The organism is Emticicia fluvialis (genome assembly GCF_024793945.1).
Lineage (GTDB): Bacteria > Bacteroidota > Bacteroidia > Cytophagales > Spirosomataceae > Emticicia > Emticicia fluvialis.
Genome location: NZ_JANUSD010000001.1, coordinates 417,389 through 441,652, shown reverse-complemented (window position 1 = coordinate 441,652; position 24,264 = coordinate 417,389). Strand labels below are relative to the sequence as shown.

Annotated in this window: 35 protein-coding genes; 2 read left to right on the top strand and 33 right to left on the bottom strand. The window is 40.2% G+C overall.

Annotation, left to right across the window (positions count from 1 at the left end; all coding sequences use genetic code 11):
- Positions 1-200: 200 nt before the first annotated feature.
- The 3 genes from NZ848_RS01935 to NZ848_RS01925 form a co-directional block, all read right to left on the bottom strand.
- Positions 201-1,439 (bottom strand): hypothetical protein, encoded by a 1,239-nt coding sequence (locus NZ848_RS01935; RefSeq protein WP_259014126.1) that lies wholly within the window; start codon positions 1,437-1,439, stop codon positions 201-203.
- A 10-nt stretch (positions 1,440-1,449) separates the two neighbouring features.
- Positions 1,450-1,998, bottom strand: coding sequence for an RNA polymerase sigma factor (locus NZ848_RS01930; RefSeq protein WP_259014125.1), 549 nt, complete (start codon positions 1,996-1,998; stop codon positions 1,450-1,452).
- 151 nt (positions 1,999-2,149) lie between these two features.
- The gene (locus NZ848_RS01925; protein WP_259014124.1) at positions 2,150-2,794 is read right to left on the bottom strand and encodes an Ig-like domain-containing protein; all 645 of its coding nucleotides are present in this window, start codon (positions 2,792-2,794) and stop codon (positions 2,150-2,152) included.
- A gap of 266 nt (positions 2,795-3,060) precedes the next feature.
- On the opposite strand from NZ848_RS01925, the gene NZ848_RS01920 reads away from it, so the two are divergent.
- Positions 3,061-4,302, top strand: coding sequence for a hypothetical protein (locus NZ848_RS01920; protein ID WP_259014123.1), 1,242 nt, complete (start codon positions 3,061-3,063; stop codon positions 4,300-4,302).
- Here NZ848_RS01920 and NZ848_RS01915 read toward each other — a convergent pair.
- The 30 genes from NZ848_RS01915 to rplC form a co-directional block, all read right to left on the bottom strand.
- Positions 4,299-5,168, bottom strand: a complete 870-nt coding sequence (locus NZ848_RS01915; RefSeq protein ID WP_259014122.1) for a glycosyltransferase family 2 protein — start codon at positions 5,166-5,168, stop codon at positions 4,299-4,301. The genes NZ848_RS01920 and NZ848_RS01915 overlap by 4 nt on opposite strands.
- Positions 5,169-5,345: 177 nt before the next feature.
- Positions 5,346-5,936, bottom strand: a complete 591-nt coding sequence (rplQ, locus tag NZ848_RS01910; protein WP_101727435.1) for a 50S ribosomal protein L17 — start codon at positions 5,934-5,936, stop codon at positions 5,346-5,348.
- Positions 5,937-6,093: 157 nt separating this feature from the next.
- Positions 6,094-7,083, bottom strand: a complete 990-nt coding sequence (locus tag NZ848_RS01905; protein WP_101727434.1) for a DNA-directed RNA polymerase subunit alpha — start codon at positions 7,081-7,083, stop codon at positions 6,094-6,096.
- Between the two features lie 119 nt (positions 7,084-7,202).
- A complete protein-coding gene (gene rpsD / locus NZ848_RS01900; protein WP_101727433.1) occupies positions 7,203-7,808 on the bottom strand; it encodes a 30S ribosomal protein S4 in 606 nt (201 codons plus the stop codon).
- Between the two features lie 210 nt (positions 7,809-8,018).
- Positions 8,019-8,414: a 30S ribosomal protein S11 gene (gene rpsK, locus NZ848_RS01895; RefSeq protein ID WP_101727432.1), complete on the bottom strand. Its 396-nt coding sequence runs from the start codon at positions 8,412-8,414 to the stop codon at positions 8,019-8,021.
- A gap of 126 nt (positions 8,415-8,540) precedes the next feature.
- The gene (rpsM, locus tag NZ848_RS01890) at positions 8,541-8,915 is read right to left on the bottom strand and encodes a 30S ribosomal protein S13 (RefSeq protein ID WP_101727431.1); all 375 of its coding nucleotides are present in this window, start codon (positions 8,913-8,915) and stop codon (positions 8,541-8,543) included.
- Between the two features lie 6 nt (positions 8,916-8,921).
- The gene (gene rpmJ / locus NZ848_RS01885) at positions 8,922-9,038 is read right to left on the bottom strand and encodes a 50S ribosomal protein L36 (RefSeq protein ID WP_015027349.1); all 117 of its coding nucleotides are present in this window, start codon (positions 9,036-9,038) and stop codon (positions 8,922-8,924) included.
- 144 nt (positions 9,039-9,182) lie between these two features.
- Positions 9,183-9,401: a translation initiation factor IF-1 gene (gene infA / locus NZ848_RS01880; protein WP_101727430.1), complete on the bottom strand. Its 219-nt coding sequence runs from the start codon at positions 9,399-9,401 to the stop codon at positions 9,183-9,185.
- 47 nt (positions 9,402-9,448) lie between these two features.
- Entirely contained in the window at positions 9,449-10,270 is an 822-nt protein-coding gene (map, locus tag NZ848_RS01875) for a type I methionyl aminopeptidase (protein WP_259014121.1), read from the bottom strand.
- Positions 10,271-10,285: 15 nt separating this feature from the next.
- Positions 10,286-11,620 carry a preprotein translocase subunit SecY gene (secY, locus tag NZ848_RS01870; protein ID WP_253533540.1) on the bottom strand — a complete coding sequence of 445 codons (1,335 nt, stop codon included), beginning with the start codon at positions 11,618-11,620 and terminating at the stop codon, positions 10,286-10,288.
- 300 nt (positions 11,621-11,920) lie between these two features.
- Positions 11,921-12,403, bottom strand: a complete 483-nt coding sequence (gene rplO / locus NZ848_RS01865; RefSeq protein WP_253533539.1) for a 50S ribosomal protein L15 — start codon at positions 12,401-12,403, stop codon at positions 11,921-11,923.
- A 93-nt stretch (positions 12,404-12,496) separates the two neighbouring features.
- A complete protein-coding gene (gene rpmD, locus NZ848_RS01860) occupies positions 12,497-12,676 on the bottom strand; it encodes a 50S ribosomal protein L30 (RefSeq protein WP_101727427.1) in 180 nt (59 codons plus the stop codon).
- 84 nt (positions 12,677-12,760) lie between these two features.
- Positions 12,761-13,264 (bottom strand): 30S ribosomal protein S5, encoded by a 504-nt coding sequence (gene rpsE, locus NZ848_RS01855; RefSeq protein WP_101727426.1) that lies wholly within the window; start codon positions 13,262-13,264, stop codon positions 12,761-12,763.
- Between the two features lie 18 nt (positions 13,265-13,282).
- The gene (gene rplR / locus NZ848_RS01850) at positions 13,283-13,630 is read right to left on the bottom strand and encodes a 50S ribosomal protein L18 (protein WP_101727425.1); all 348 of its coding nucleotides are present in this window, start codon (positions 13,628-13,630) and stop codon (positions 13,283-13,285) included.
- A gap of 56 nt (positions 13,631-13,686) precedes the next feature.
- Positions 13,687-14,247: a 50S ribosomal protein L6 gene (gene rplF, locus NZ848_RS01845; RefSeq protein WP_253533538.1), complete on the bottom strand. Its 561-nt coding sequence runs from the start codon at positions 14,245-14,247 to the stop codon at positions 13,687-13,689.
- Between the two features lie 129 nt (positions 14,248-14,376).
- A complete protein-coding gene (rpsH, locus tag NZ848_RS01840; protein WP_173830556.1) occupies positions 14,377-14,778 on the bottom strand; it encodes a 30S ribosomal protein S8 in 402 nt (133 codons plus the stop codon).
- Between the two features lie 191 nt (positions 14,779-14,969).
- Positions 14,970-15,239: a 30S ribosomal protein S14 gene (gene rpsN / locus NZ848_RS01835; RefSeq protein WP_101727423.1), complete on the bottom strand. Its 270-nt coding sequence runs from the start codon at positions 15,237-15,239 to the stop codon at positions 14,970-14,972.
- A gap of 50 nt (positions 15,240-15,289) precedes the next feature.
- Positions 15,290-15,838 (bottom strand): 50S ribosomal protein L5, encoded by a 549-nt coding sequence (rplE, locus tag NZ848_RS01830; protein WP_101727422.1) that lies wholly within the window; start codon positions 15,836-15,838, stop codon positions 15,290-15,292.
- A gap of 72 nt (positions 15,839-15,910) precedes the next feature.
- On the bottom strand, positions 15,911-16,249 hold the full coding sequence (rplX, locus tag NZ848_RS01825; protein ID WP_253533537.1) for a 50S ribosomal protein L24: 339 nt from the start codon (positions 16,247-16,249) through the stop codon (positions 15,911-15,913).
- A gap of 103 nt (positions 16,250-16,352) precedes the next feature.
- Positions 16,353-16,721 carry a 50S ribosomal protein L14 gene (gene rplN, locus NZ848_RS01820; RefSeq protein WP_101727420.1) on the bottom strand — a complete coding sequence of 123 codons (369 nt, stop codon included), beginning with the start codon at positions 16,719-16,721 and terminating at the stop codon, positions 16,353-16,355.
- Positions 16,722-16,772: 51 nt separating this feature from the next.
- On the bottom strand, positions 16,773-17,027 hold the full coding sequence (gene rpsQ / locus NZ848_RS01815) for a 30S ribosomal protein S17 (protein ID WP_101727419.1): 255 nt from the start codon (positions 17,025-17,027) through the stop codon (positions 16,773-16,775).
- A 41-nt stretch (positions 17,028-17,068) separates the two neighbouring features.
- On the bottom strand, positions 17,069-17,251 hold the full coding sequence (gene rpmC, locus NZ848_RS01810) for a 50S ribosomal protein L29 (RefSeq protein WP_253533536.1): 183 nt from the start codon (positions 17,249-17,251) through the stop codon (positions 17,069-17,071).
- A 67-nt stretch (positions 17,252-17,318) separates the two neighbouring features.
- The gene (rplP, locus tag NZ848_RS01805) at positions 17,319-17,747 is read right to left on the bottom strand and encodes a 50S ribosomal protein L16 (RefSeq protein WP_101727418.1); all 429 of its coding nucleotides are present in this window, start codon (positions 17,745-17,747) and stop codon (positions 17,319-17,321) included.
- Between the two features lie 109 nt (positions 17,748-17,856).
- Positions 17,857-18,723: a 30S ribosomal protein S3 gene (gene rpsC, locus NZ848_RS01800; RefSeq protein WP_101727417.1), complete on the bottom strand. Its 867-nt coding sequence runs from the start codon at positions 18,721-18,723 to the stop codon at positions 17,857-17,859.
- 81 nt (positions 18,724-18,804) lie between these two features.
- Positions 18,805-19,149, bottom strand: coding sequence for a 50S ribosomal protein L22 (gene rplV, locus NZ848_RS01795; protein ID WP_101727416.1), 345 nt, complete (start codon positions 19,147-19,149; stop codon positions 18,805-18,807).
- A gap of 20 nt (positions 19,150-19,169) precedes the next feature.
- The gene (rpsS, locus tag NZ848_RS01790) at positions 19,170-19,448 is read right to left on the bottom strand and encodes a 30S ribosomal protein S19 (protein ID WP_101727415.1); all 279 of its coding nucleotides are present in this window, start codon (positions 19,446-19,448) and stop codon (positions 19,170-19,172) included.
- 28 nt (positions 19,449-19,476) lie between these two features.
- Entirely contained in the window at positions 19,477-20,301 is an 825-nt protein-coding gene (rplB, locus tag NZ848_RS01785; RefSeq protein WP_101727414.1) for a 50S ribosomal protein L2, read from the bottom strand.
- Positions 20,302-20,383: 82 nt separating this feature from the next.
- Positions 20,384-20,671: a 50S ribosomal protein L23 gene (gene rplW / locus NZ848_RS01780; RefSeq protein ID WP_101727413.1), complete on the bottom strand. Its 288-nt coding sequence runs from the start codon at positions 20,669-20,671 to the stop codon at positions 20,384-20,386.
- A 34-nt stretch (positions 20,672-20,705) separates the two neighbouring features.
- On the bottom strand, positions 20,706-21,332 hold the full coding sequence (gene rplD, locus NZ848_RS01775) for a 50S ribosomal protein L4 (protein ID WP_101727412.1): 627 nt from the start codon (positions 21,330-21,332) through the stop codon (positions 20,706-20,708).
- Between the two features lie 116 nt (positions 21,333-21,448).
- Positions 21,449-22,069, bottom strand: coding sequence for a 50S ribosomal protein L3 (rplC, locus tag NZ848_RS01770; protein WP_101727411.1), 621 nt, complete (start codon positions 22,067-22,069; stop codon positions 21,449-21,451).
- 676 nt (positions 22,070-22,745) lie between these two features.
- Here rplC and NZ848_RS01765 point away from each other — a divergent pair.
- Positions 22,746-24,236, top strand: coding sequence for a TlpA family protein disulfide reductase (locus NZ848_RS01765; protein ID WP_259014120.1), 1,491 nt, complete (start codon positions 22,746-22,748; stop codon positions 24,234-24,236).
- Positions 24,237-24,264 lie beyond the last annotated feature (28 nt).

Below are 24,264 nucleotides of genomic sequence, written 5' to 3'. Positions count from 1 at the left end.
CTCTTGAACTACGGCTAATTTAAAAGCATAACTGTAATCTTTCTGTGTACGCTTAATGTACTGATTTGCAATTGTTTCTTTCATAACATTACTTTTATTGTAACGCTATTTCAGGACGTGACACATATCCAACAAAAAACGCTTTAGAGGTTACCTCTAAAGCGCCTTTTTCATCATTCACAAATTCACTCAATCGCACATTATTTTAATAGGCTCACCCCCAGATTCAAACCAAAACCAGTAGTGCGGTACATAAAAAGGTTTTGTGCCGAATTCTGAGAAGACAATGAAACTGATACGGCTGGCTCAAGCCACAAAGCCCATCGGTTATTAACTGGTCTGGAAATTCGGTAACCAAGCCGCCCCTGTACCAAAGGTGCATTCATTGACGACGTCTGCATGCCAACTTTAAACCCTAATGATACCGCCTGCATTGCCTTAATGGCATACAACACATCACTTTGCAGCTCAAGATAGTGCCAGTTTCGGGTTTCATTCATGGCCGAACTACCCGGATTAATCTGAATGGAGTTGTTGTCTACCACTACTACATTCTTCTTCGATTCGTCGGTTATATCATAGCTGATGCTCGACTTCCTTGTAAAATAGCTCACGCCCGTTCTTAAGTCAAATTTCCTGGCAAGCGGATACACGAATCCGATTTGCGCACCAAAACCAAGACGCTGAGAACTATTACTGAAATCACTCACCAGAACGTTGTCGCCCTTGTTCGGCGAAAACATATAATAACTCAAAGTAGGGTTTACATTAATGAACATTTCACTGGGCGGCAAAAAAAACCGTGCGTGCTTTTCTTCTACTTCTATGGCAATTGCTTCGGTATATAAATCGGGCGCATTTAAGCGCTTATTAACCAAAAAAATGTTCGCTCCTTTTCCTGTAAGGGCATATACATCTTTTAAAACAAGTGTTCTTGTTTCTTCTGAAACAAGGGTAACAGGTAATTCTTTATTTATCTGCTGTAAAGCTGAATCCTTCCTGTTGCGCTTTCTGGCCATCAGGCCTGATGTGTGTTTTGCCATACCAGATACCTTGTTACTCATTTCTTTAAGCACCCCAGCCACTGGGTTTTGCTGTTTCAGAGTCTGGTCATTCACAATCTGCTTGCTTTCTTCGGCATTTTTAGTTTTTGTAACACTTCCCGGGTTGTGGTTAACCTGCTTCTCATTCAAACGGCTTCCCTGTATTTGGGTATCTGTTTTAAACATAAAATAGGTGCCCATTCCGAGGGCTATCAATAAAGAAGCCGCTAAACCTATAGTGCGCACCGGTGTACGCAACCATATAATAAAAGGACGCTCTTTTTCAGGTGTAATTCTCGACTGAATTTTGTTCCATAGCAAATCATCGGGCATCTCTTCAAAATCTTCAAAGCGGCTCCGGTATTCGTTCTCTATGTTATCATCAAAATTTTCCATCTTTTATCGGCTAATCAATGGTTATTCCTGTTGTCAGTAATTTTTTTTTAAGCAGTTTCTTGGCGAAGAAGAGCTGCGATTTAGAGGTACCTTCCGAGATACCCAGCATTTGTGCTATTTCCTGGTGGCTGTATCCATCAATTACAAACAGGTTGAATACCATACGGGCGCCATCAGGTAACTCATTTACCAGGCTCAGAAGCTCCTGATTGTTCATTGCTGAAATGATTGACTCATTTTGCCAGTCGGCCGGAGCCACCTCCGGCACCTCGGTTATGTCTACAAAATTGATACGCTTGTGGTAATAATCAATACATACATTTACTACCACTCGCCTAATCCAGGCGCTTAGCTGGTCTGCACTTCTGAGTTCTTTCAGATTCAGGAATACCTTCACAAAGGCATCCTGAAAAATATCTTCTGCTTCTTCTTTATTAAGGGTATATCGCCGGCAAATGCCAAAAAAGCGTCCCTTATACTTTTGGTAAAGAGCCGCCTGAGCCTTAGAATCTCTTCTGAGGCATCCGTCTAATAATTCAGAATCAGTTTTAAACAGCACAGATTTGGTAAAAATCGAGTCTATATTGAATACTAATTTTCGGTTACTATAATTCTAAATATTCAAAAACAGACCTCCTGCTTTTATTAAAATAGCCAATTATGCGTATTGAGAAACTTTTTTATTGAGTGTTTCTCCAATTCAAGTTGCCTTACCTGTTTGTTTTTACCTCAACCGCCGCCACCGGATTCCTCCTGTTATTGACATTTACACGATAAAAGAAAATGTCGTCTCCCACATAATTTTTATCGGGTGTGTATAAAATCTTCTGGTTCACTACCTCTGCCCTTCCGTTTCTGGGCGGCAACTCAATGCTGATTGAATTACGATCAATTGTAGTACAGGATTTATCATTAGCCAAAACATCAATCTCTACGGGTTTATCTATTGTAGTTTCGGCCTTATCGCTCACGGCTCCGGCAAAGCAAGGCAAACCTGATGCACCTGGCACAAAGGTTATCTGTATTTCCTGTGTTATTTTAGTCCCTGCCTGGCTTTGGCCTTCAATACTGAAATAATCAGAAGTTATGCGATTATCGGCCGGTTTGTAAAAAATAAAACCGTTTTCTATAAATTTTGCCTCGCCATATTGCGGTGTTTTACTGATAATAATAGAAGTAACCCCTCTGAGCCTGTCAAAAGCCGCGGGGTTTATGGTACAGGTTTCTCCCTGCAAGGCAAAGAAAGCATTATCTGGATTCTCTACCGGTGCCCCTGGCGCCAGCATATCTTCTTTGGCCAGATCACAAGCCAGCATTGCTACTGATAAAACCAATATGTATAATTTTCGAAGCATTGTTCTGGTTAAGTATTGTACTGACTGTTAAGCAAGTAAAATGGTTGTAAAGCGTAACCAAATTTTAAATGTTTTTATATAAGACTTTCAACCCGGTATGGATTCAAGATTTTCAGGTCCTGAGTGGTGTTTTGTGTGGTAAATTTAATAATTCAATTGTAACTTTGTGCCTTTGCACAGCTGAGCTTCACTTTATGGTTTCAGCGCAGTTTGGCTACCTGAGCCTTTTAATGAAAACTAATTAATGTAAAAAACCGCTGATATTGATGACTGTTGTTTTGGGTAAATTAGCCATATCGCTATTGCTGAGTTTAATAACAACCGCATTGCTTTTCTGGAAAGAGAAACTAAATGATTTTATTGCCAATAACAGCCAATTTGCCATTTTGGGTAGTTGGGTACTTCTTCGCCTGCTTCCGTTTGCGTTGGTTTACTGGGTTTTAGGATATACAGTTAAATCTGATGTTGTTTTCTTTTATAACACAGCCAAACAGGCTTTAGATGGCCTCATTGTATACCGCGACTTCTGGCAGCCTTACTCGCCGTTGTTCCCTTATTTTAATGCCTTGGCACTAGCCATAATTGACGCCCCGGAGTCTATCATTTTTTTAATGATGATATACGAATTACTGGCTGTTTATGTCACCAGGCCTTTGGTTAACTATCGTTATTCGGCCTTTTACATTATCTTGTATTTTTCTCTTCCCGCACCACTCATTTTCCTTATCTTTGGTGGGCAGGAAGACATCTTTCTGTGGCTATTTATCGCATTAGCGCTATGGTGTTACAAAAAATACAATAATGCCCTTTATGCCGGCATTGTGCTGGGTATTGGTATAGCATGTACCAAAATTCTGCTCATTATACCTGTAATTCTTTTACTTATATTTTCAAAGGCACGTTTAAAATTAATATCAGGTTTACTAATTATTGGCATTCCAGCTATTGCCATTATGTTTTATCTGGCAGGCGTTAAAATCCTGGCTCCATTACAGCTCGGCGACCTACCATTTGCTCCCAACCTGATGAGCATCTTAAGCCCTTTTATTGGTGGTTTTAAGCCCGATAACACATTGCTAAACTGGGGAGGGCTGGTTATTATCATTGCTGTGGCAGCCTATTGCCTGCGTAATCTGAAACCTTATAGCGAGTCTAAACTGTTGATATTTGCGTTCATACTTACCAATATGATAACCATTATTGTACATAAGAATTCGCTGCCTAATTATCTTTACACTTTCTTGTTACCGGTTATATACTTTTTTGGTGAGACATTCAAGCCCAGACAATGGGCCTTAATGATATTACTGAATATTACAGGAGCCGTTCAGCCCTCGTTCTGGTATTGTCTAGGAGGCGCTTACTACAACTCATTTGGTAGTCTTTCTTTAATGAATTGGGTAGAATATTGCCTGCAGATAGTCTATCTGGGTGTTTGTATCTATTTTGCTTACTTCATCAACCGTATTTCAGGCGGTGAGGTAAAAGCCTTGCTACCGCAAGACTAAGCCTTTGCTTGCAGCTTCTCCTGCTTCTCTAGCTCTCTTATCTTGGCATCTACCAGAAACCTGAACCAAAAGCCTTGCAGGAAGTGGAAAAGGCGACCAGATGTGGTTTCAAGGAATCCAAGTCTGATTACGAAACGGTAAAAGAAATAAATCATTGGGCGTATAAACAATGGCAGATTCCACCAGATTTTTTTCAGAAACGCAGTGCGTTCGTCAGGGTTACCCAGCAGATTTGGTGTCAAAGTTTGTCCGCGCAGCCCTTTCTTGCGTTGAAACTCCTCCTGGGCTGTCAGATTACTATAGCGTATTTGTTTGGTAAGCCAGAAATCAATATCATGTTCTTTCAGGTTGTCTTCAATCAGCACCTCGTTCTTCCAGATAATTGATTTACCCTCAACAATAAACCGGTGATCCATATTCTCGTTTAAGTCAGACCATCCCTTCCCGTTTCTGAACATCTTCAACATATAAAAATTTCTGTAACCTCCGTACTTCAGCCTTTCTCCCTGAAAATAATTATGCCGGTTAAAATAGATACCATTTACGTCAGCAGGTACTTCAATATCAGAAAAAGTTTTTAGCTTATGAAGCAATTCTTCTGAGGGATACTGGTCAGCATCAAGGCCGATAATCCATTGAGTTGAAATGAGACAATTTTTTAACGCAAAGTCCCATTGTTTCGGATGGTTCTCAAATGTATTTACTTTCACCACTGCACCGAATTCTTCTGCTATTGCCACTGTATCATCAGTACTGCCAGAGTCTATCACAAAAACGGGCGCATTGATACCAACGATTTTTGATAACAACCTTCTTAAATGAACTGACTCGTTGTAGGTGAGAATAATAAATGAAATATCGCTCATAGTTAAAGAATACAAGAAACAAATGATTGTAAAACCAAGCGGTAAAATTAGCAAATATCATACTGCAAAACCAAACAATATTAAGCCAGTAGCAGAACCACCTTAAAGCCACATACTGTATAGGCAATAAAAAAGCCCCCGGAATTTCCGGAGGCCTTCTTTATAAGATTGAGCATCTTAAGCTTCTTTATTCTCTTCGCCAGCAGCCGGAGTTTCCTCTTGCGCAGGCGCTGCTTCTGCTGTTGGTTCAGCTTCAGCTACTACTGCAGGAGTTTCTTCAACTACTTCAGCCGATGACTCATCTGCTGTTGCTACTGGAGCTACTTCAGCTGTGTCGGTAGATTTTTTACCACCACGACGGCTACGACGTGTTTTAGCAGATTTTTCCTCAACGGCTGTTAATAGAGCTTCGTTGTAATCAACCAACTCAATCAGAGCCACTTCGGCGTTGTCACCAAAACGAGTTCCTAATTTAATGATACGAGTATAACCACCGTTACGGTTGGCTACTTTTTCTGCAATCTCACCAAAAAGAGTTTTGATAGACTCTTTATCTTGCAAATAAGAGAATACCATACGACGTGAGTGAGTTGTATCATTTTTTGCCTTTGTAATAATAGGCTCTACATATTTACGCAATTCTTTGGCTTTAGCTAAAGTTGTTTCAATACGTTTGTGCTGAATTAAAGAAATGGCAAGGTTTTTTAACAACGCATCTCTGTGCGAATGGGTTCTGCCTAAGTGATTGGTTTTGTTACCGTGTCTCATTGTAATATATTTCGTAAGTAACGGTCAAAATAACCTACGCAGTCTTGGTTACTCCACCTATTACGATTGATAAATTTTAAATTCGAATACTGCGGTTTCGAGGATATACAAAAATTCCCCTTAGGATGAATAAACATCAGAAGGGGAAAAATCAGAATCAATCTTCGTCTAATTTGTATTTCGTTACATCCATACCAAAGTGAAGACCTTTGTCGGCAACCAGTTGCTCTAACTCAGTCAAAGACTTCTTACCGAAATTGCGGAACTTCATCATGTCGGCTACTTCCAGTCTTGCAAGGTCGCCTAATGTACGGATATCCGCCGATTTCAAACAGTTGTATGCACGAACCGACAAATCCAAATCCTGTAGAGAAGTCTTCAACAGCTTACGCATGTGCAAGAATTCTTCATCAACAATATTGTCTTCATCATCTTTCTTGGTATCAAATACCATATTCTCGTCAGTGAACTTCAAGAAGTGCTGAATCAGAATATGTGCAGCTTCCTGCAAAGCTCTTTCCGGGTGGATAGAACCATCAGTTTTGATTTCAAGCAATAGTTTTTCGTAGTCAGTACGTTGTTCAACACGGGTATTTTCAATGCTATACTTCACATTTTTAATGGGGGTATAGATTGAGTCAACCGATATAAAACCAATTGGTAAATCAGTTTGTTTGTGCTCTTCAGCAGAAACATAACCACGTCCTTTATCTACTATAATTTCAACTTCTATTTCTCTTTGATCGTCCAAACGGGCAATAACCAAATCAGGATTCAGAATCTGAAAACTTTGTGTAAATTTGCCCAGGTCGCCAGCAGTTAGTATACTTTGATTTTTTACTCTGACGGTGAACTTATTATCTACATAATCTGAGACTTTCTTGAAACGAACCATTTTAAGGTTTAAGATGATTTCCGTCACATCATCTACAACCCCTTCAATGCTCGAAAATTCGTGTAATACCCCGGGAAATCTTACAGCCGTGATTGCGTAACCTTCAAGAGAGGATAACAAAATACGACGTAGGGCGTTCCCGATGGTCACACCATACCCTCTTTCAAGTGGCTTAAACTCGAAAAAGCCATGGAAGTCGTCTGCTTTTTCCATGACTACCTTGTCAGGCATTTGAAATGCTAATATTGACATACGTATGCAGTGTGTTTGTTTTCGTTAACGAAAAGGGTGGTTAGCTATACCCACCAATAAAAAAACGTAGCTGTGCCACCACCGATTTTGTCGGCAATGGCACAACTATTATACAAATATTATTTGTTATACAACTCGACGATGGCCTGTTCGTTGAAGTTTTCTGGAATTTGATCACGCTCAGGGAAGTTGATAAATTTACCAACCATTTCAGCGCTATCCCACTCCAACCAGTTATAACGTTTGGCATTACGAGCTTTCAAACTTTCAGAGATTGCTTCAAGAGCTTTTGATTTTTCACGCACACCTACCAATTGACCCGGTTTCAATATTAGCGACGGGATATTAAGAACTTCACCATCTACAATAATATGACGGTGAGTAACCAACTGACGGGCAGCACGACGTGTAGGAGCTATACCTAAACGATATACGGTGTTGTCAAGACGTGCTTCGCACAATTTAAGAAGGTTTTCACCTGTACGCCCTTGTTTTACTGACGCTAAATGGAAGAAACGAGCAAACTGACGCTCTAAGATACCATAAGTATACTTAACTTTTTGTTTTTCTATTAGCTGTTGGCCGTACTCTGATTTTTTACCTTTACGTCCTTTACCATGTTGGCCAGGAGCGTAATTCTTTTTGCTTAATGCTTTGCTGGCGCCCATTACCGGTTCACCAAACTTTCTTGAAATTCTAACTTTCGGACCTGTGTATCTTGCCATTTGTGATTGATTTAAGCGAAGTAAAGATTGATTAGCCCCAATGTCCAAACTATCAATCGGTATAGTATTTCACGACTATTTTCTTACTTCGGATGCCTGTGATGCAGGCTAAATGTTAAATATAAAAATTAATAAACAGAAGAATGAAAATTTTAAATTATTACTGAAAAATTCAGATAATCTTAAAAATTTCCACTCTTCTGCCAAGTACTAAACTCTTCTGCGTTTTGGAGGACGACAGCCGTTGTGCGGTAGTGGAGTTACGTCAGTTATTGAAGTAACCTCAATACCTGAACTCTGTACCGTACGAATAGCTGACTCACGACCAGCGCCAGGGCCTTTTACGAATACTTCAGCCTTACGCATACCGGCATCATAAGCTACCTGCGCACAGTTTTGTGCTGCCATCTGCGCCGCGTAAGGTGTATTTTTCTTAGAACCCTTAAAACCCATCTTACCAGCAGAAGCCCAGGAAATTACCTGACCCTGGCTATTGGTAATAGAGATAATAATATTATTGAAAGAAGCCCTAACGTGAACCTGACCAACAGGCTCCACAATCACTACTCTTTTTTTTGCTTTATCTTTTCTTTTAGCTTGTGCCATTGTGACAAACAGTGTTAAATGATAGGCAATACAGAAATACCTGTATTCTGTTCGATTTTACCCCCGTTACTCGTAAAATCCGGATTCGTATCTGTTCAGGATACCCGGGGAATACCCTAAGAGGGATTACTTCGTAGCTTTCTTCTTGTTTGCTACAGTCTTACGTTTACCTTTACGGGTACGTGAGTTGTTCTTGGTACGTTGTCCGCGTAATGGAAGTCCTTTACGGTGACGAACGCCACGGTAGCAACCAATGTCCATCAAACGTTTAATGGCAAGCTGTACCTCAGAACGCAACTGTCCTTCAACAGTTAGTTCCTCACTGATAATACCACGAATGGCATTTGCTTCTGCGTCGTTCCACTCACCGGCTTTTTTATCAAAGCTAACATTAGCTTTTTCTAAAATTTTCTGTGATGAACTACGACCAATACCGTAGATGTACGTAAGGGCGATCTCGCCTCTTTTCTTGTCTGGGATGTCAACACCTGCAATCCTCATAGATAATTAACCTTGTCTTTGTTTAAACTTCGGATTTTTTTTGTTAATAACGTAAATTTTACCCTTACGACGGATAACTTTACATTCAGCACTGCGCTTCTTTACTGATGCTTTAACTTTCATAATGAATTTAAAACCACCCCTACCCCATAAGGGGAACTTTGTTAGAAGTTTTCATGCTTTGGGGTTATTTACAATACATGAAACTTTCATTATAAAACTATAAAATTATCGTCTTTAGTTCCTTAACCCCTTTTAGGCCCGGTGCTACTTATAACGATAAGTAATTCGTGCTTTAGTCAAATCATAAGGCGACATCTCTAACCTTACCTTATCGCCTGGAAGAATCCGAATGTAATTCATTCTCATCTTTCCTGAGATATGGGCAACCAGTTCGTGCTTGTTCTCCAGACGCACACGGAACATGGCGTTAGAAAGAGCTTCTGTGATGATGCCGTCTACTTCAATATTTGCTTGTTTTGCCATATGCTTTCAATTGCGTCAAAAACTTTATTGTTATGAACGCTGGTACCTTATGCCACTTGTAATTTTTTCTTGGCTAATACTTCTTCAATGTATTCAAAGGTGGTAAGGATTTCACCCGCTCCTTTTCTGACTACAATAGTATGTTCAAAGTGAGCTGCCTGCTTACGGTCTTCGGTTCTGATGGTCCAGCCATCGTTCTCCTGAACAACCGACCTGCGCCCCAGGGTAATCATTGGTTCTATTGCCAGTACCATTCCTTCCAGCAATTTCGGGCCATTGCCACGTTTGCCAAAGTTTGGTACTTCCGGAGCCTCGTGCAAAAACTTTCCAACACCATGCCCCACTAATTCGCGTACAACACCATAACCAAGTCTTTCGCTATAATCTTGTACTGCAAAACTAATATCCCCTACTCTGTTACCCGTTTTAGCTTGTTCTATACCTTTATAAAGCGATTCGCAAGTATGTTTCAATAGGTCAGCAACTTCTTTAGCTATATTACCAACAGCATAAGTATAGGCGCTGTCTGCATGATATCCATCTTTATAAACGCCACAATCCACCGAAACAATGTCACCTTCTTTTAATGCTCTGTTGCTCGGTATGCCATGTACAACAACATCATTTACAGAAATACAGAGCGAAGAAGGAAACTTAAGACCTCCTACATCATAGCCTAAAAAAGAAGGGTGAGCCTTATGGTCTTTAATATAATCGTAAGCTACTTTGTCAAGTTCCTTGGTTGTTACACCAGGTGCAATTAACTTTGCTACTTCTGCCTGAGCCTTGCCTAAAATCTGGCCGTTATTACAGATAATTTCTAACTCTTCGTCCGATTTAATATATATAATTCTATCCCTTTTGCTCATGGCTTAAATCTCCTATCAGATAGATACTGTTGAAACAGCCTGACGACCCTGAATACGTCCTGATTGCATCAGACCTTCATATCGTTTCATTAACAGATAACTTTCAATTTGCTGCAGTGTATCAAGTACAACACCAACCAGAATCAGAAGTGATGTACCACCAAAGAATGAAGCAAAATTCTGTGTCATTCCTAACAATCCGGCAAGCGCAGGCAAGATGGCAATTACTGCTAAAAGAACACCACCCGGCAATGTGATTCGATCAAGAACATTGGCAATAAAATCAGATGTAGGCTGACCAGGTTTAACCCCCGGGATAAACCCACCACCACGTCTCATATCATCTGCAATCTGATTAGGATTAATCGAAATGGCAGTATAAAAGAATGTAAAACCAATGATAAGTACTGCATATATTAAACAATACTGCCATGAAGTTGGACTGTTCATAATGATAGCCCAGTCTTGGAATGTATCATTCTTAGTGCTTTCCGCAAGATAATTAAGTATTAGCCCCGGGATAAACATCAAAGCCTGACCAAAAATGATTGGCATTACACCGGCAATATTTAATTTTAATGGTAAATATTGTCGCTGACCCGTAACTACTTTGTTACCTACTATTTGCTTGGCATATTGTACCGGAATACGACGAGTTGCCTGCGTGATAGCCACTGCAAACAAAACAACCATAAACAACGCTACAATCTCAATAACAAAGAACAGAACCTGGCCGCTTCCGGCTCTTGAACTGGCTTCGCCAAAAATTGCACCGGGAAGTCTTGAAACGATACCAATCATAATCATCATTGAAATACCGTTCCCAATACCTTTTTCGGTCATACGCTCACCGAGCCACATACACATAACAGTACCAGCTACAATCAGCAAGACAGAACTAATATAGAAAAGACCCTGGCCAACCAATATTGCATCTGTCGGTATAGTAGTCTGAACATAAGTAAAGCCCTGTGCCGCTGCTACCGCTATGGTTAACCAGCGTGTTATCTGGTTTAATTTTCTTCTACCAGACTCACCCTCTTTCTGCAATTTGCTGAAATATGGAAGTGCTAATGTTAATAACTGAATAGCAATAGAAGCTGAAATATATGGCATAATACCTAGTGCCATAATTGAAGCATTTTTGAATGCACCACCAACCAATGTATTTAAAAGACCTAACAAACCATTATTTGCTGTTAAATCTTTTAACTTCGCTACATCAACACCCGGTAAAACTACGTGGGAACCGACACGGAAAATAACTATTATCAAGAGAGTCTGAAGAATACGCTTCCTCAATTCTTCTATTGACCAAATGTTCTTGAGTGTTGTTAAAAATTTGTTCATTTTGTTAGGAAAAACAAGGCTTAAGGTTGAAATTGCTTAGTTCCTTCAGGGTATATGAATACTTCAGCTACGTTTAATCAAACTAATTACTGCCAGTTGTATCTGGCTTAAATGACAACTAACTGAAAATCAACCAATTAGGGTATTTAACTTAAATAGAATCGCTGCTAAATCTGCAAAGCTAACGATTCTATTGTTATAAAGCAAATCAGCATTTTAAGTTTCTTAAACCCAGATTACTAATTAATAGTTTCCTTCAATTGCTTAGACACCTGAGCAGCATAATTTAAGGCTTACACCTTAGGCAGCCACTTCAGAGCCTGCAGCGTTAAATGTAGCATCTACAGTTGCCGAACCACCTGCTTTCTCGATAGCTGCAATAGCCGTTGCCGAAAAAGCGTTAGCCTTCAAATCAACTTTTGCAGTCAACTCACCACGACCCAGGATTTTAACAAGGTCAGACTTTGAAGTCAAACCATTATTGTATAAGAAACCTAAATCAATTTTAGTAGCACCGGTTTTTTCAACCAAAGCCTGAATGGTATCAAGGTTGATAGCTTTGTATTCTACTCTGTTTATATTTTTAAAGCCAAACTTAGGAACACGGCGTTGTAATGGCATCTGACCACCCTCAAAACCACGTTTCTGGCTGTAACCTGAACGAGATTTTGCACCTTTATGACCACGTTTAGCAGTACCGCCACCGCCTGAACCATGTCCGCGACCTACTCTGTCGTTTGCTTTAACTGAACCTTTTGCAGGTTGTAATGAACTTAATTTCATTGTAATTCGACTATTAATCGGTTAAAAATACGCAATTCCGACTTTCGGAATCACTCGGCTACGCCTACCCAAAACCCATAAAGGGAGAATTAATTATGCTTCTTCTATCACTAACAAGTGTTGAACCTTGTTAATCATGCCTTGCATAGCAGGGTTTAATTCTTTTTCTACAGTACGATTAAGTTTGCCAAGACCTAAAGCTGCGATAGTACGCTTTTGTACTTCTGGTCTGCCAATAGTACTTCTTACCTGAGTAATTTTTACCTTTGCCATTTTTGTTATGAGCTATAAGCTTTTCACTTGAAGCAGTAAGTATAAGTACACATACTTTTACCTACCACTATAAGCTGGGCGCTATTATCCGTTAAATACTTTTGTCATTTTAACACTACGCTGGAACGCCACGGCATGAGGTGCACGCATCTGGCTTAAAGCATCAATAGTTGCCTTAACCACGTTGTGAGGGTTTGATGAACCTTTAGATTTTGCCAATACGTTATGTATACCGGCTGCCTCTAATACGGCACGCATCGCACCACCGGCAATAATACCAGTACCAGGCGCTGCAGGTTTAACAAACACAAAACCACCTGAGAATTTACCGTGAATTTCGTGTGGAACGGTGTCATTGATTACAGGCACAGATACCAGATTTTTCTTGGCGTCTTCAATAGCTTTGGCAATCGCATCTGTTACTTCATTTGCTTTACCAAGGCCTTGTCCTACAACACCTTTACCGTCGCCTAACACAACGATTGCCGAGAAACTAAAACGACGACCCCCTTTCACCACCTTGGCTACACGGTTGATGGCTACTACTCTTTCTTTGAGTTCTGCCTCGTTTACTTTTGCTTTATTCATTGATTCAGAATTGCAAGATTAGAATTTCAAACCGCCTTCTCTGGCACCTTCTGCCAAGGCTTTAATGTTACCATGATACAAATAACCATTACGGTCAAACACACAGGCTTCGATACCTTTTTCAGTAGCGATTTCAGCTAGTTTTTTACCTACTTCTTTAGAGTTATCAACTTTCACACCCTTCAATCCTAAACCCGAAGTAGATGCAGAAGCTAAAGTTACACCTTTAGTATCGTCAATCAACTGAGCGTATATGGCTGTATTTGAGCGGAACACCGACAAACGCGGTCTTTCAGGTGTACCTGAAACTTTACTGCGGATGCTCCACTTAATTTTTTGTCTTCTATCAGTTTTAACACTTGACATTGTTATAAATATTTTGAGACCTTGAAACGCATTTCGCCGTCTGAGATGTCTAATGATTATTTCTTCTTACCAGAGGTTTTACCAGCTTTGCGACGAACCACTTCACCAACAAAACGTATACCTTTTCCTTTGTAAGGCTCAACTTTACGCAGAGATCTGATTTTTGAAGCAACCAGACCAATCAACTGCTTGTCAGTACCTTCCAGTGTAACAAGCGGGTTTTTACCTTTCTCCATAGCGGTTGTTACTTTCAACTCTTCAGGAACCACAAAATAAACATTGTGTGAGAATCCTAAGCTAAGGTCTAGTACGTTTCCGTTGTTAGCAGCCTTATAACCTACACCGACAATCTCCATTGAAGTTTTGTATCCTGTGCTTACACCAATTACCATGTTGTTAATCAATGAGCGATACAAACCATGTAGGGCTTTATGACGTTTCTGTTCGGTTGGTCTTTCAACTTTCAGTTCGTTGTCTTCAACCCCTACTGTAATATCGGGGTCAACTTTTTGAGTGAGAGTTCCTTTCGGTCCTTTTACTGTTACCACGTTAGAGTCGTCTACCGTGATGCTTACACCGCTTGGAATAGCAACTGGCTTTTTACCAATTCTTGACATTTTTTTTAAGTTTAAGGCTTCATGACACTTTCGCTGAGAAGCGAGTTATCAAGAGCGGTCAACAATTAATTTAATTAGCTTGCAGAAAACTGCAAATAGATTGGGTACAATAACAAGTACTGGTACTTATTAATATACGTAGCACAACACTTCACCACCTACTTTCAATGAACGGGCTTCTTTGTCGGTCATTACACCTTTCGAAGTTGAAAGGATAGCAACGCCTAATCCGTTAAGAACGCGTGGAATATCAGTTGTACCGGCGTATTTACGCAAACCTGGTTTAGAAACACGTTTCAGCTCAACAATTGCTGATTGTTTCGTTACTGGGTTATACTTCAACGCAATTTTGATAACACCCTGCGGGCCTGTTTCTTCAAATTTATAGCTTTGAATAAAACCTTTATCGTACAGTACTTGTGTAATCGCTTTTTTGATGTTCGAAGCAGGAATTTCTACCACTCTATGACGCGCCTTGATGGCATTTCTGATTCTGGTAAGGAAGTCTGCTATTGGATCCGTTGTAATCATTTTGCTGTTTAATTTTGGATACCTAAGCCAACATTGAGCAGTATCGCGAGCGCGACTTTTTCAATTGGGCTGCAAAATTAGAAAATATTTTTTATATAATAATATGTATGCAAGAAAATATTATCTGGCAAAATTAATATTCCTGAATAATTAGTATTTATTCAGGAAATTCTACCAAACAACTGTATTTCTTACCAAGATGCTTTTGTAACACCCGGAATTAAACCTTTTGATGCCATCTCGCGGAAGGTGACACGGTTAATACCGAATTTGCGCATATAACCTCTTGGACGCCCAGTTAACTTACAACGGTTATGTAATCTAACCGGTGAAGCATTACGAGGTAATTTGTCCAAAGCGGCATAGTCATTAGCTTCTTTTAAAGCGGCACGTTTGGCGGCATATCTTGCTACTGTAGCCTCTTTTTTTCTATCTCTTGCTTTAATTGATTCTTTTGCCATTGTAAGACTTTTGATTAAGCTGATTTCAAAGACTTAAATCTCTGTTTAGATTATTTTTTGCTGCTTGCAAATGGAAGACCCATTTCTTTTAATAATTCGTAAGCTTCAGTATCGGTTGGCGCCGAAGTAACGAAAGTTATATCCATACCCTGGATTTTCGAAATTTTATCAATCGATATCTCAGGGAAAATAATTTGCTCCTTAATACCAAAGGTATAATTTCCACGACCATCAAAACCTTTATCACTGATACCTTTGAAGTCTCTCACACGTGGAAGCGCAATAGCACAAAGACGGTCAAGGAATTCGTACATTTTCTCTCCGCGAAGTGTTACTTTCACACCAATCGGCATGTTTTCACGAAGTTTGAAGTTCGAAACCGCTTTCTTAGATAAAGTTGCTACGGCTTTCTGACCTGTGATGTTTGATATCTCTTCCAAGCTGCTGTCGATCAATTTCTTGTCGCCGGTTGCAGCACCCACACCACGGTTAATAACGATTTTCTGCAAGGTTGGAACCTGCATGATAGATTTGTAACCAAACTTTGTTTTCAAAGCTGGTACTACTTCTTTTGAATATTTTTCTCTTAAGCGTGCCATTTTTGTGATTTGCTTTTGGGAGGATTTCCGACCCTCTTCATTAGCGCCGGCTTAACAGCCGACTCTGAGTTATTAAATAAACTTACCGGTCTTTTTAGAGAAGCGTTGAAGTTTGCCATTCTCATTCTCTTTACGACCTATGCGGGTAGTTTCGCCTGTTGCAGGGTCAACCACTGCTACATTGCTGATATGAATAGAACCTGCAAACTCACGGATTTCACCCTGAGGATTTTGTGCCGAAGGTTTCACGTGTCTTTTCTGAATGTTTACACCTTCTACAACCACACGTTGTTTCTCGGTGTTGATGTCAGTAATTTTACCACGTTTTCCTTTCGAATTACCTGCAATCACCTCAACTGTGTCGCCAGAGCGTACATGAAGTTTCTGTTGCTTATTGAATTTTCTTTCCATTACTTTTAAATTTGAAAATTTGAATAGTTAAGCATTGGCCAAAGAACTGTGGCTCTCTGTCTCAATGGCGGGCTAAGTTTCAGCTTAGTAAACCGCTTTCAAATTAAAGAACTTCAGGAGCCAAAGAAACGATTTTCATGAATTGTTTCTCACGTAATTCACGTGCAACAGGTCCGAAAATACGAGTACCGCGTGGCTCGTCTTGGTTGTTTAATAATACTACTGCGTTGTCTTCAAAACGTATGTACGAACCATCTTTGCGACGAACCTCTTTGGTGGTTCTAACTACGACAGCTTTTGATACTGTTCCTTTCTTCATGCTTGAAGAAGATAAGGCCGATTTTACGGACACGACAACTTTGTCACCAATTGAAGCATAACGCTTACCTGTTCCGCCCAATACACGGATCACAAGCACTTCTTTTGCTCCACTATTATCGGCAACACCTGCTCTTGATTCTTGCTGTAACATTGTCTTAATTTTTGGCTACAGGCGTATAAGCCAATAGCTATTAGCTTTAAATTACTTCGCTTTTTCTACGATTTCTACTAATCTCCAATTCTTGTTCTTGCTCAATGGGCGAGTCTCCTGAATCTTCACGGTATCACCGATACCAGCTTCATTTTTCTCGTCATGGAACATGAACTTCTTGGTTTTGAGCATGAACTTTCCGTATTTCGGATGTTTCAATTTACGAACTACAGCTACAACGCCAGATTTATCCATCTTGTTGCTAACTACCGTTCCGATACGCTCTTTTCTAAGATTTCTTTCCATTGTTCTTATACTTAATTCCTGCAATACAGGGTATTTGATTATTAACGGGCATTCAATTCTGTCAACATTTGAGCAATCAATCTGCGAGATTGACGAATACGCATCGGATTTTCGATAGGCGTGATAGCATGAGCAAACTTCAATTTGTTGATTCTGTCTTTCTCAACTGATATGTTTTGCTGCAATTGCTCAACTGACAATGCTTGGATTTCTGACTTTTTCATTTGATTATTGAATGAATGAATGAGTTGTCTCATTCAGGTTATCATCACAGTATTAACTCACTGCGAATTATTCTGCATCTTCCTGATAATCTCTACGTACTACAAACTTGGTTTGTACAGGCAATTTCTGAGCTGCCAGACGAAGAGCTTCATTGGCTACTGCCAAAGGCACACCGGTTGCTTCGAAAAGAATGGTACCTGGTTTTACACTGGCTACCCAATACTCAGGAGCACCCTTACCTTTACCCATACGTACCTCAAGAGGTTTCTTGGTGATAGGTTTATCAGGGAAAATACGAATCCATACCTGACCTTCACGTTTCATTGCACGGGTAACCCCGATACGAGCTGCCTCAATCTGACGCGAGGTGATTCGACCCGGCTCTAGAGATTTGATAGCGAATGTTCCGAATGCAATCTCGTGTCCGCGTGTTGCGAGACCCTTGATTCTGCCTTTCTGCTGCTTACGGAATTTGGTTCTTCTTGGTTGTAACATGACGCTATTATGTTATCAGCACTATGTGCTTAGTTTCAAGTTTCAAATATTTTAAGTTTCAAGAATCATATTTCAGTAAAGAAACCTAAAACCTGAAACTCAAAACTATTTATCTTCTGTTGTTATTACCTCTGTTATTGTTATTGTTGCGGTTTCCGCCACCACGATTGTTGTTACGGTTGCGGTCTCTGTCTCCACCTCCTCTGTTATCGTCACGTCCGCCACCTCTTCTGTCATCACGTCCGCCACCTCTACGGTCGTCGCGTCCGCCACGTCCACCGGCTGATGCACCTTCGCCACCTCTTTCGTTAGCTGATGATGCTGCACCTCCTGCCGGAGTTAAATCACGCTTACCAAATACTTCGCCTTTGAATACCCAAACTTTGATACCGATTTTACCATATACCGTAAGGGCTTCTGATACTGCATAATCAATATCAGCACGAAGTGTATGAAGCGGGATACGTCCTTCTTTATACATCTCATTACGGGCCATTTCAGCACCTGCCAAACGACCACCTAATTTTACTTTAATACCTTGCGCACCTACACGAACAGCGGCCTGAATGGCTTGTTTCATGGCACGACGGTAAGAAATACGAGCCTCTAATTGCTGAGCGATAGATTCGCCAATCAATTTGGCATCCAACTCAGGGCGTTTGATTTCGTAAATGTTGATCTGAACGTCTTTGCCGGTCAGTTTTTTCAACTCTTCTTTAATCTTATCAACTTCGTTACCACCTTTTCCGATTACAACACCCGGACGGGCCGTATGGATAGTAAGAGTGATACGTTTCAAGGTACGCTCGATAACTACTTTCGAGATCGCTCCTTTCGGAATACGCGCTGCCACGTATTTACGGATTTCTTGGTCTTCGACAAGCTTCTCAGCGAATGTTTTGCCACCATACCAGTTAGATTCCCAACCTCTGATGTAGCCAAGTCTTAGACCGACAGGATTAACTTTTTGTCCCATTAGTTATTATTTGCTTATTATGGCATTAAGCCATATTCATTTTGGTGCGATACGAGTAGTATATCGTTCGCTTATTAATAATTAAACTGCACTATCAACTACAATAGTAAGGTGATGAGAACGTTTACGAACTCTGTATGCACGCCCTTGAGGTGCCGGTCTTAAACGTTTAATCATACGTCCACCATCAATGAAGATTGACTTAACAACAAGTTCTGCATCTTCAATTTTCTGGTCTTCGTTCTTTTGTTGCCAGTTAGCTACCGCTGATAACAAGACCTTCTTGATAACAGGTGAGGCATGTTGAGGCTGAAAGCTCAATATACCCAGCGCTTGGCTCACCTTTTTACCTCTGATCAGGTCTGCAACCAGTCTTGCCTTACGTGGCGAGGTAGGATAATCACTTAATTTTGCTACTGCTTCCATTTTTTACAAATGTACAATTATTATCTTTTTCCTTTATCTTTCTTTGCTATGTGACCACGGAAGTTACGCGTTGGAGAGAACTCTCCCAATTTGTGCCCTACCATGTTATCAGTTACATATACCGGAATAAATTTATTGCCGTTATGTACTGCGAAAGTATGTCCAATGAAATCAGGAGAAATCATTGAGCGACGCGACCATGTTTTGATGACTGACTTTTTACCTGAGTTGTTCATATCAACAACTTTTTTCTCAAGGCGGTAATCAATATATGGTCCTTTTTTTAGTGAGCGTGCCATAAATACTTATCTAGATTCTTTATTTTGATTATTTACTTCTTCTTGAAATGATTAGCTTACTTGAAGGCTTAGTTTTATCACGAGTCTTCTTACCTTTAGCCAATAAGCCATTACGCGAACGAGGATGACCTCCTGACGCACGGCCTTCACCACCACCCATCGGGTGATCAACCGGGTTCATAGCTACACCTCTTACACGTGGACGAACACCCAACCAACGTTTACGACCGGCTTTACCGTAAGTAACGTTCATGTGGTCGGCATTCGAAACTGTACCTACCGTAGCAATACAAGTAGCAAGTACCATTCTCATTTCACCTGAAGGCATCTTTAATGTTACATATTTGCCGTCTTTTGCCAACACCTGTGCATAAGTACCTGCGCTACGTGCCATCTGGGCACCTTTTCCAGGATGCAACTCAATGTTGTGAACAATTGTACCAAGCGGCATGCTTCCTAGTGGAAGAGCATTACCGATTTCAGGAGCAACTGTTTTGCCGGCAATAATTACCTGGCCAACTTTCAAGCCTTGTGGGGCAATGATGTAAGCCTTTTCACCGTCTGTATATTCTACAAGCGCAATACGTGCAGAACGGTTTGGATCGTACTCAATAGTTTTTACCTCAGCAGAAACATCTACTTTGCTTCTTTTGAAATCTATGATACGATATTTACGTTTGTGGCCACCACCGATGTAACGTGCGGTACGGTGTCCTTCATTATTACGACCACCGGTTCTTTTAATCGTGGTTGTAAGGCTTTTCTCAGGTTTGCTTGCGGTAATCTCTGAGAAATCAGGCGCTACACGATGACGTTGCCCCGGGGTGATTGGTTTTAATTTCTTGATACCCATTTTTACTTAATCTTTTGCAGCCTGTAAGGCTATACCTGAAATTTAATGATGGAACGATTGGCGGATAGCCGCTTAACCTTTCTTATAAATTTTCGTAGAAATCAATCATTTCACCTTCTTTCAAGGTTACAATCGCCTTTTTAAAAGTTGATGTAACACCTGAAGATGCTCTGCTACGAGTCATTCTTGATTTCTTTTTACCGATTTGACGAATGGTGTTTACGTCAGTAACTGAAACGCCATACATCTTCTCTACGGCTTTTGCGATTTGTATTTTGTTCGCATCCATAGCCACTTCAAACACAAACTTGCCTTTTGCAGTGCTCTTTTGCGTTTTTTCAGTGATGATTGGTCTTTTAAGTACACTCATGTTCTTAATTTATTAGCAAAGCTGTTCGCAGCTTTTAGTTCAATATTGATTCTATTTTCGACAAAGCACCTTCGCTAATGATTAACTTATCAGCATTGATTAAGTCATAAGTACTTACTTCGTCTGCACTCAAAACTCTTGTTTTTGGAATGTTACGAGCTGATAAATACACATTGCTATCATAATCAGGCAAAATGAAAAGAGTCTTGCTGCCTGTCAATGACAATGCACTAAGAAATGCTAAGTATGATTTTGTTTTTGGAGACTCAAAAGTAAAATCTTCAATAACCGAGATGTTATTTTCTTTGGCTCTTGCTGAAAGAACTGATTTACGAGCCAGAACTTTTACTTTCTTATTCAATTTGAAGTCGTAATCACGAGGAACAGGTCCGAATACACGACCACCACCTACGAAGGTTGGAGCTTTGGTAGAACCATGACGAGCACCGCCAGAACCTTTTTGACGAACAATTTTCTTGGTTGAACGTGCTATCTCAGCTCTTTGCTTGGCTTTATGCGTGCCTTGGCGTTGATTTGCCAAATAGTGTTTTACATCCAGGTAAACCACATGTGTATTTGGCTCGATTCCGAAAACATCGTCAGACAAAACTGCCTTACGACCCAAATCTTTTCCGTCTTTGCTTAATACTGATAATTCCATTGTTACTACCGTTTTTTTCGATGTCGTTCGGTGTCGACCTGAATATTTGCTGCCCGCCCTAAAGACAGCTTATTAAAAATCAACCAATAACTCCCCTTTAGGGGCTGGGGGTTATTTTATTTGTGCAAAGTAATGAAACCGTTTTTAGCACCCGGAATTGAACCGCTGATAACGATCAGATTCTGGTCTGATAAAACTTTCAATACTTTAAGGTTTTGTACAGTTGTACGTGTGTTACCCATACGGCCGGCCATACGAAGACCTTTGAAAACGCGTGATGGGAACGAGCAGGCTCCGATTGAACCGGGGTGACGACCACGGTTGTGCTGACCGTGCGTTTGACCACCCACACCGCCGAATCCGTGACGTTTTACAACACCCTGGAAACCACGACCTTTTGAGTTACCGGTTGCATCTAAGAAATCGCCTTCTGCAAATACATCTTCTATACGAATAGTGTCGCCAAGGCTATATTCTTTTTCGAACTCTTTAAACTCAACTAATTTACGCTTAGGCGTTGTGCCTGCTTTTTTGAAATGACCTACCAACGGACGGCTTGTGTTTTTTTCTTTCTTTTCGCCGTAACCTAATTGGATAGCTTTGTAGCCATCTTTTTCTTCGGTACGAACCTGAGTTACAACACAAGGACCTGCCTCAATCAAAGTACAAGGTACTGCTTGGCCATCTGCGTTGAAGATAGTGGTCATGCCAACTTTCTTTCCGATAATTCCAGACATGGTATTTTACGCTTTATTTTGCTATTATAACCTAATTTGATTTTTCTTCAGCCAAATCGAAATCCGGCGTCCAAACGGGGGTGCAAAATTCCTAAAAAAAGTGCACTAAACCAAACATCGGCCAATAAATTATTTACTTTTCCAGAGGTTGGCCAAGCCAACTTGTTCATTACACTGCAAACCGTTGGACGAATCCGTTCCGGTAAGGCCTAAAAACTTAAGGTGCAGGACGATTCCTTGTTACCTTGCAGCGATTCCTGTAAAATTCATAGCTTTCGGAGACTGTTCTGAATTAATATTTACGAAACGAGTTCGGTTATTCTTACAGTCAAAGTTAAACTGGTTTCCCGAATGATTCGAGACTTCGTTTAACCAAATGAGAAGTGCTCCGTTTTTAATTGAGGTGCAAAGGTACTGATTTTTTTCAGCCTGCAAAATATATCCTAAAAGTTTTTCAATTATTTTTCTTGTTATCAGATATTTAGGTTGCCTGAATCTTTTTTCTCAATTCAAAAGTTGTAGTAGGGCTGGCCGAAAATTAAGAAAAAAATATGGTCTGGCTGTCTCAGACTATTCATTGAGCCACATACGTAGTATTTATTAGTACCGAGCGAACAATATTCAGAAGAAATTTCTACTTTTAGTACTTTATTGTTCAACTTTACTTGTGATAAATATGAAAACAATTTTTACGCTCTTGCTGTACGTATTTACGCTATTTGTGTCTTATGCTCAAAAAACTACCATCAGCGGGAAGCTCCCTTCCATGAAAGGCGCTATTGTGCAAATCTCCCGTCCGACAAATCAATTTATTAAAACCCCACAGGGCTTTGTTACAGAAACCGCAGTGAGCCCCACAGGTAGCTTCAGTCTGAAAGCTGATTTCTTGAATAAAGAAATAGTAGTTCTTTCTATTGAAGACACCACCGGCAGTGATCGGATGCTATTTGAACAGTATTTGTATATCAGTAAGGGCGACAATCTGCTGATTTCAGAAAACACCAATAAAGCCATTACTATAACCGGAGTTGGGGCAAAGCATAATCAGCTGAAAAATATACCCATATATTATAGGTATGGCTGGGTGAAAGAAGATACCTTACCTGACAGAATCTACAAAGTAGTAAACAACTTTTATAACAGAGACAGAAGAACGCTTGACTCTCTTATAAAACTTTACAAGCCAGCTCCTGATTTTATTGAAGCGTGGAATTATCATCTGAAATACGCCCGCGTGTATGCATTTTACAATACTTACGGGGGTATCAGAATTGCATGGCGAGAGCCAATAGCAAGGAATAAGGAAAAGTGGGAAAACACATTGGCGCAATTACAAAATGAAGTACCGCTTTCTGATGATAAGGCTTTAGTGGCACCCTCGTATCATTATTATCTTGATACTTATCTGGACAGAAAGCACAGCAGTTTTTTAGATGAGTATTTCAGGAAACGTACTGAATTCTGTAAAGAATGGTTTGATGGAAACCAAGCGATGGCCGATTCTGTAATGAAGCAGGATTTTTATAATTACCTGAAATACAAAATGATAAACCGGTATTTTGACGGAAAAACCAAAGAACAGATGTATGCGCTGCTATTCAATGATATGATAAGACGGGAAAACTTTGACAATGTTCAACTGGGGTGGGCCGACTTCAAAACTCAATTCCCAAACAGCAGGTTGAATAGCTACTTTACTGGGCCTGTAAGTAATGCGTTAAATAAAGCAAAGAATGAGCTTTCAGATAAAATGGTATTTCTGGAAGGTATTAAAACCTGGAAGAACATCACTACACTTTTAACTGGTAAAACCGTATTAATAGATATGTGGGGAACCTGGTGTGGCCCATGCAGAGAAGAGATAAGTGCAAATTCTGCGGAGCTTAAAAAACATTTTAAGAATAAAGACGTAACGTTTTTATACATCGCCAATTATGATGAAGAAGTAGAAAAGTGGAAAAGACTGATTGCCTATTATAATTTAGAAGGCGTACATGTGATGGCATCTGAGGATTTAACCGAGGAAGCAATGAAGAAACTAAGAGGAACGGGATTCCCCACCTATGCAATTATTGATAAGTATGGAAAAATAGAAACATCAAAGGCAGGGTTCCCGATGAACCGGGATATACTCATTAAGCAAGTTGAAGAAGCATTAAACAGATAAAAACAAGGGCAGGATGATTTTCCTGCCC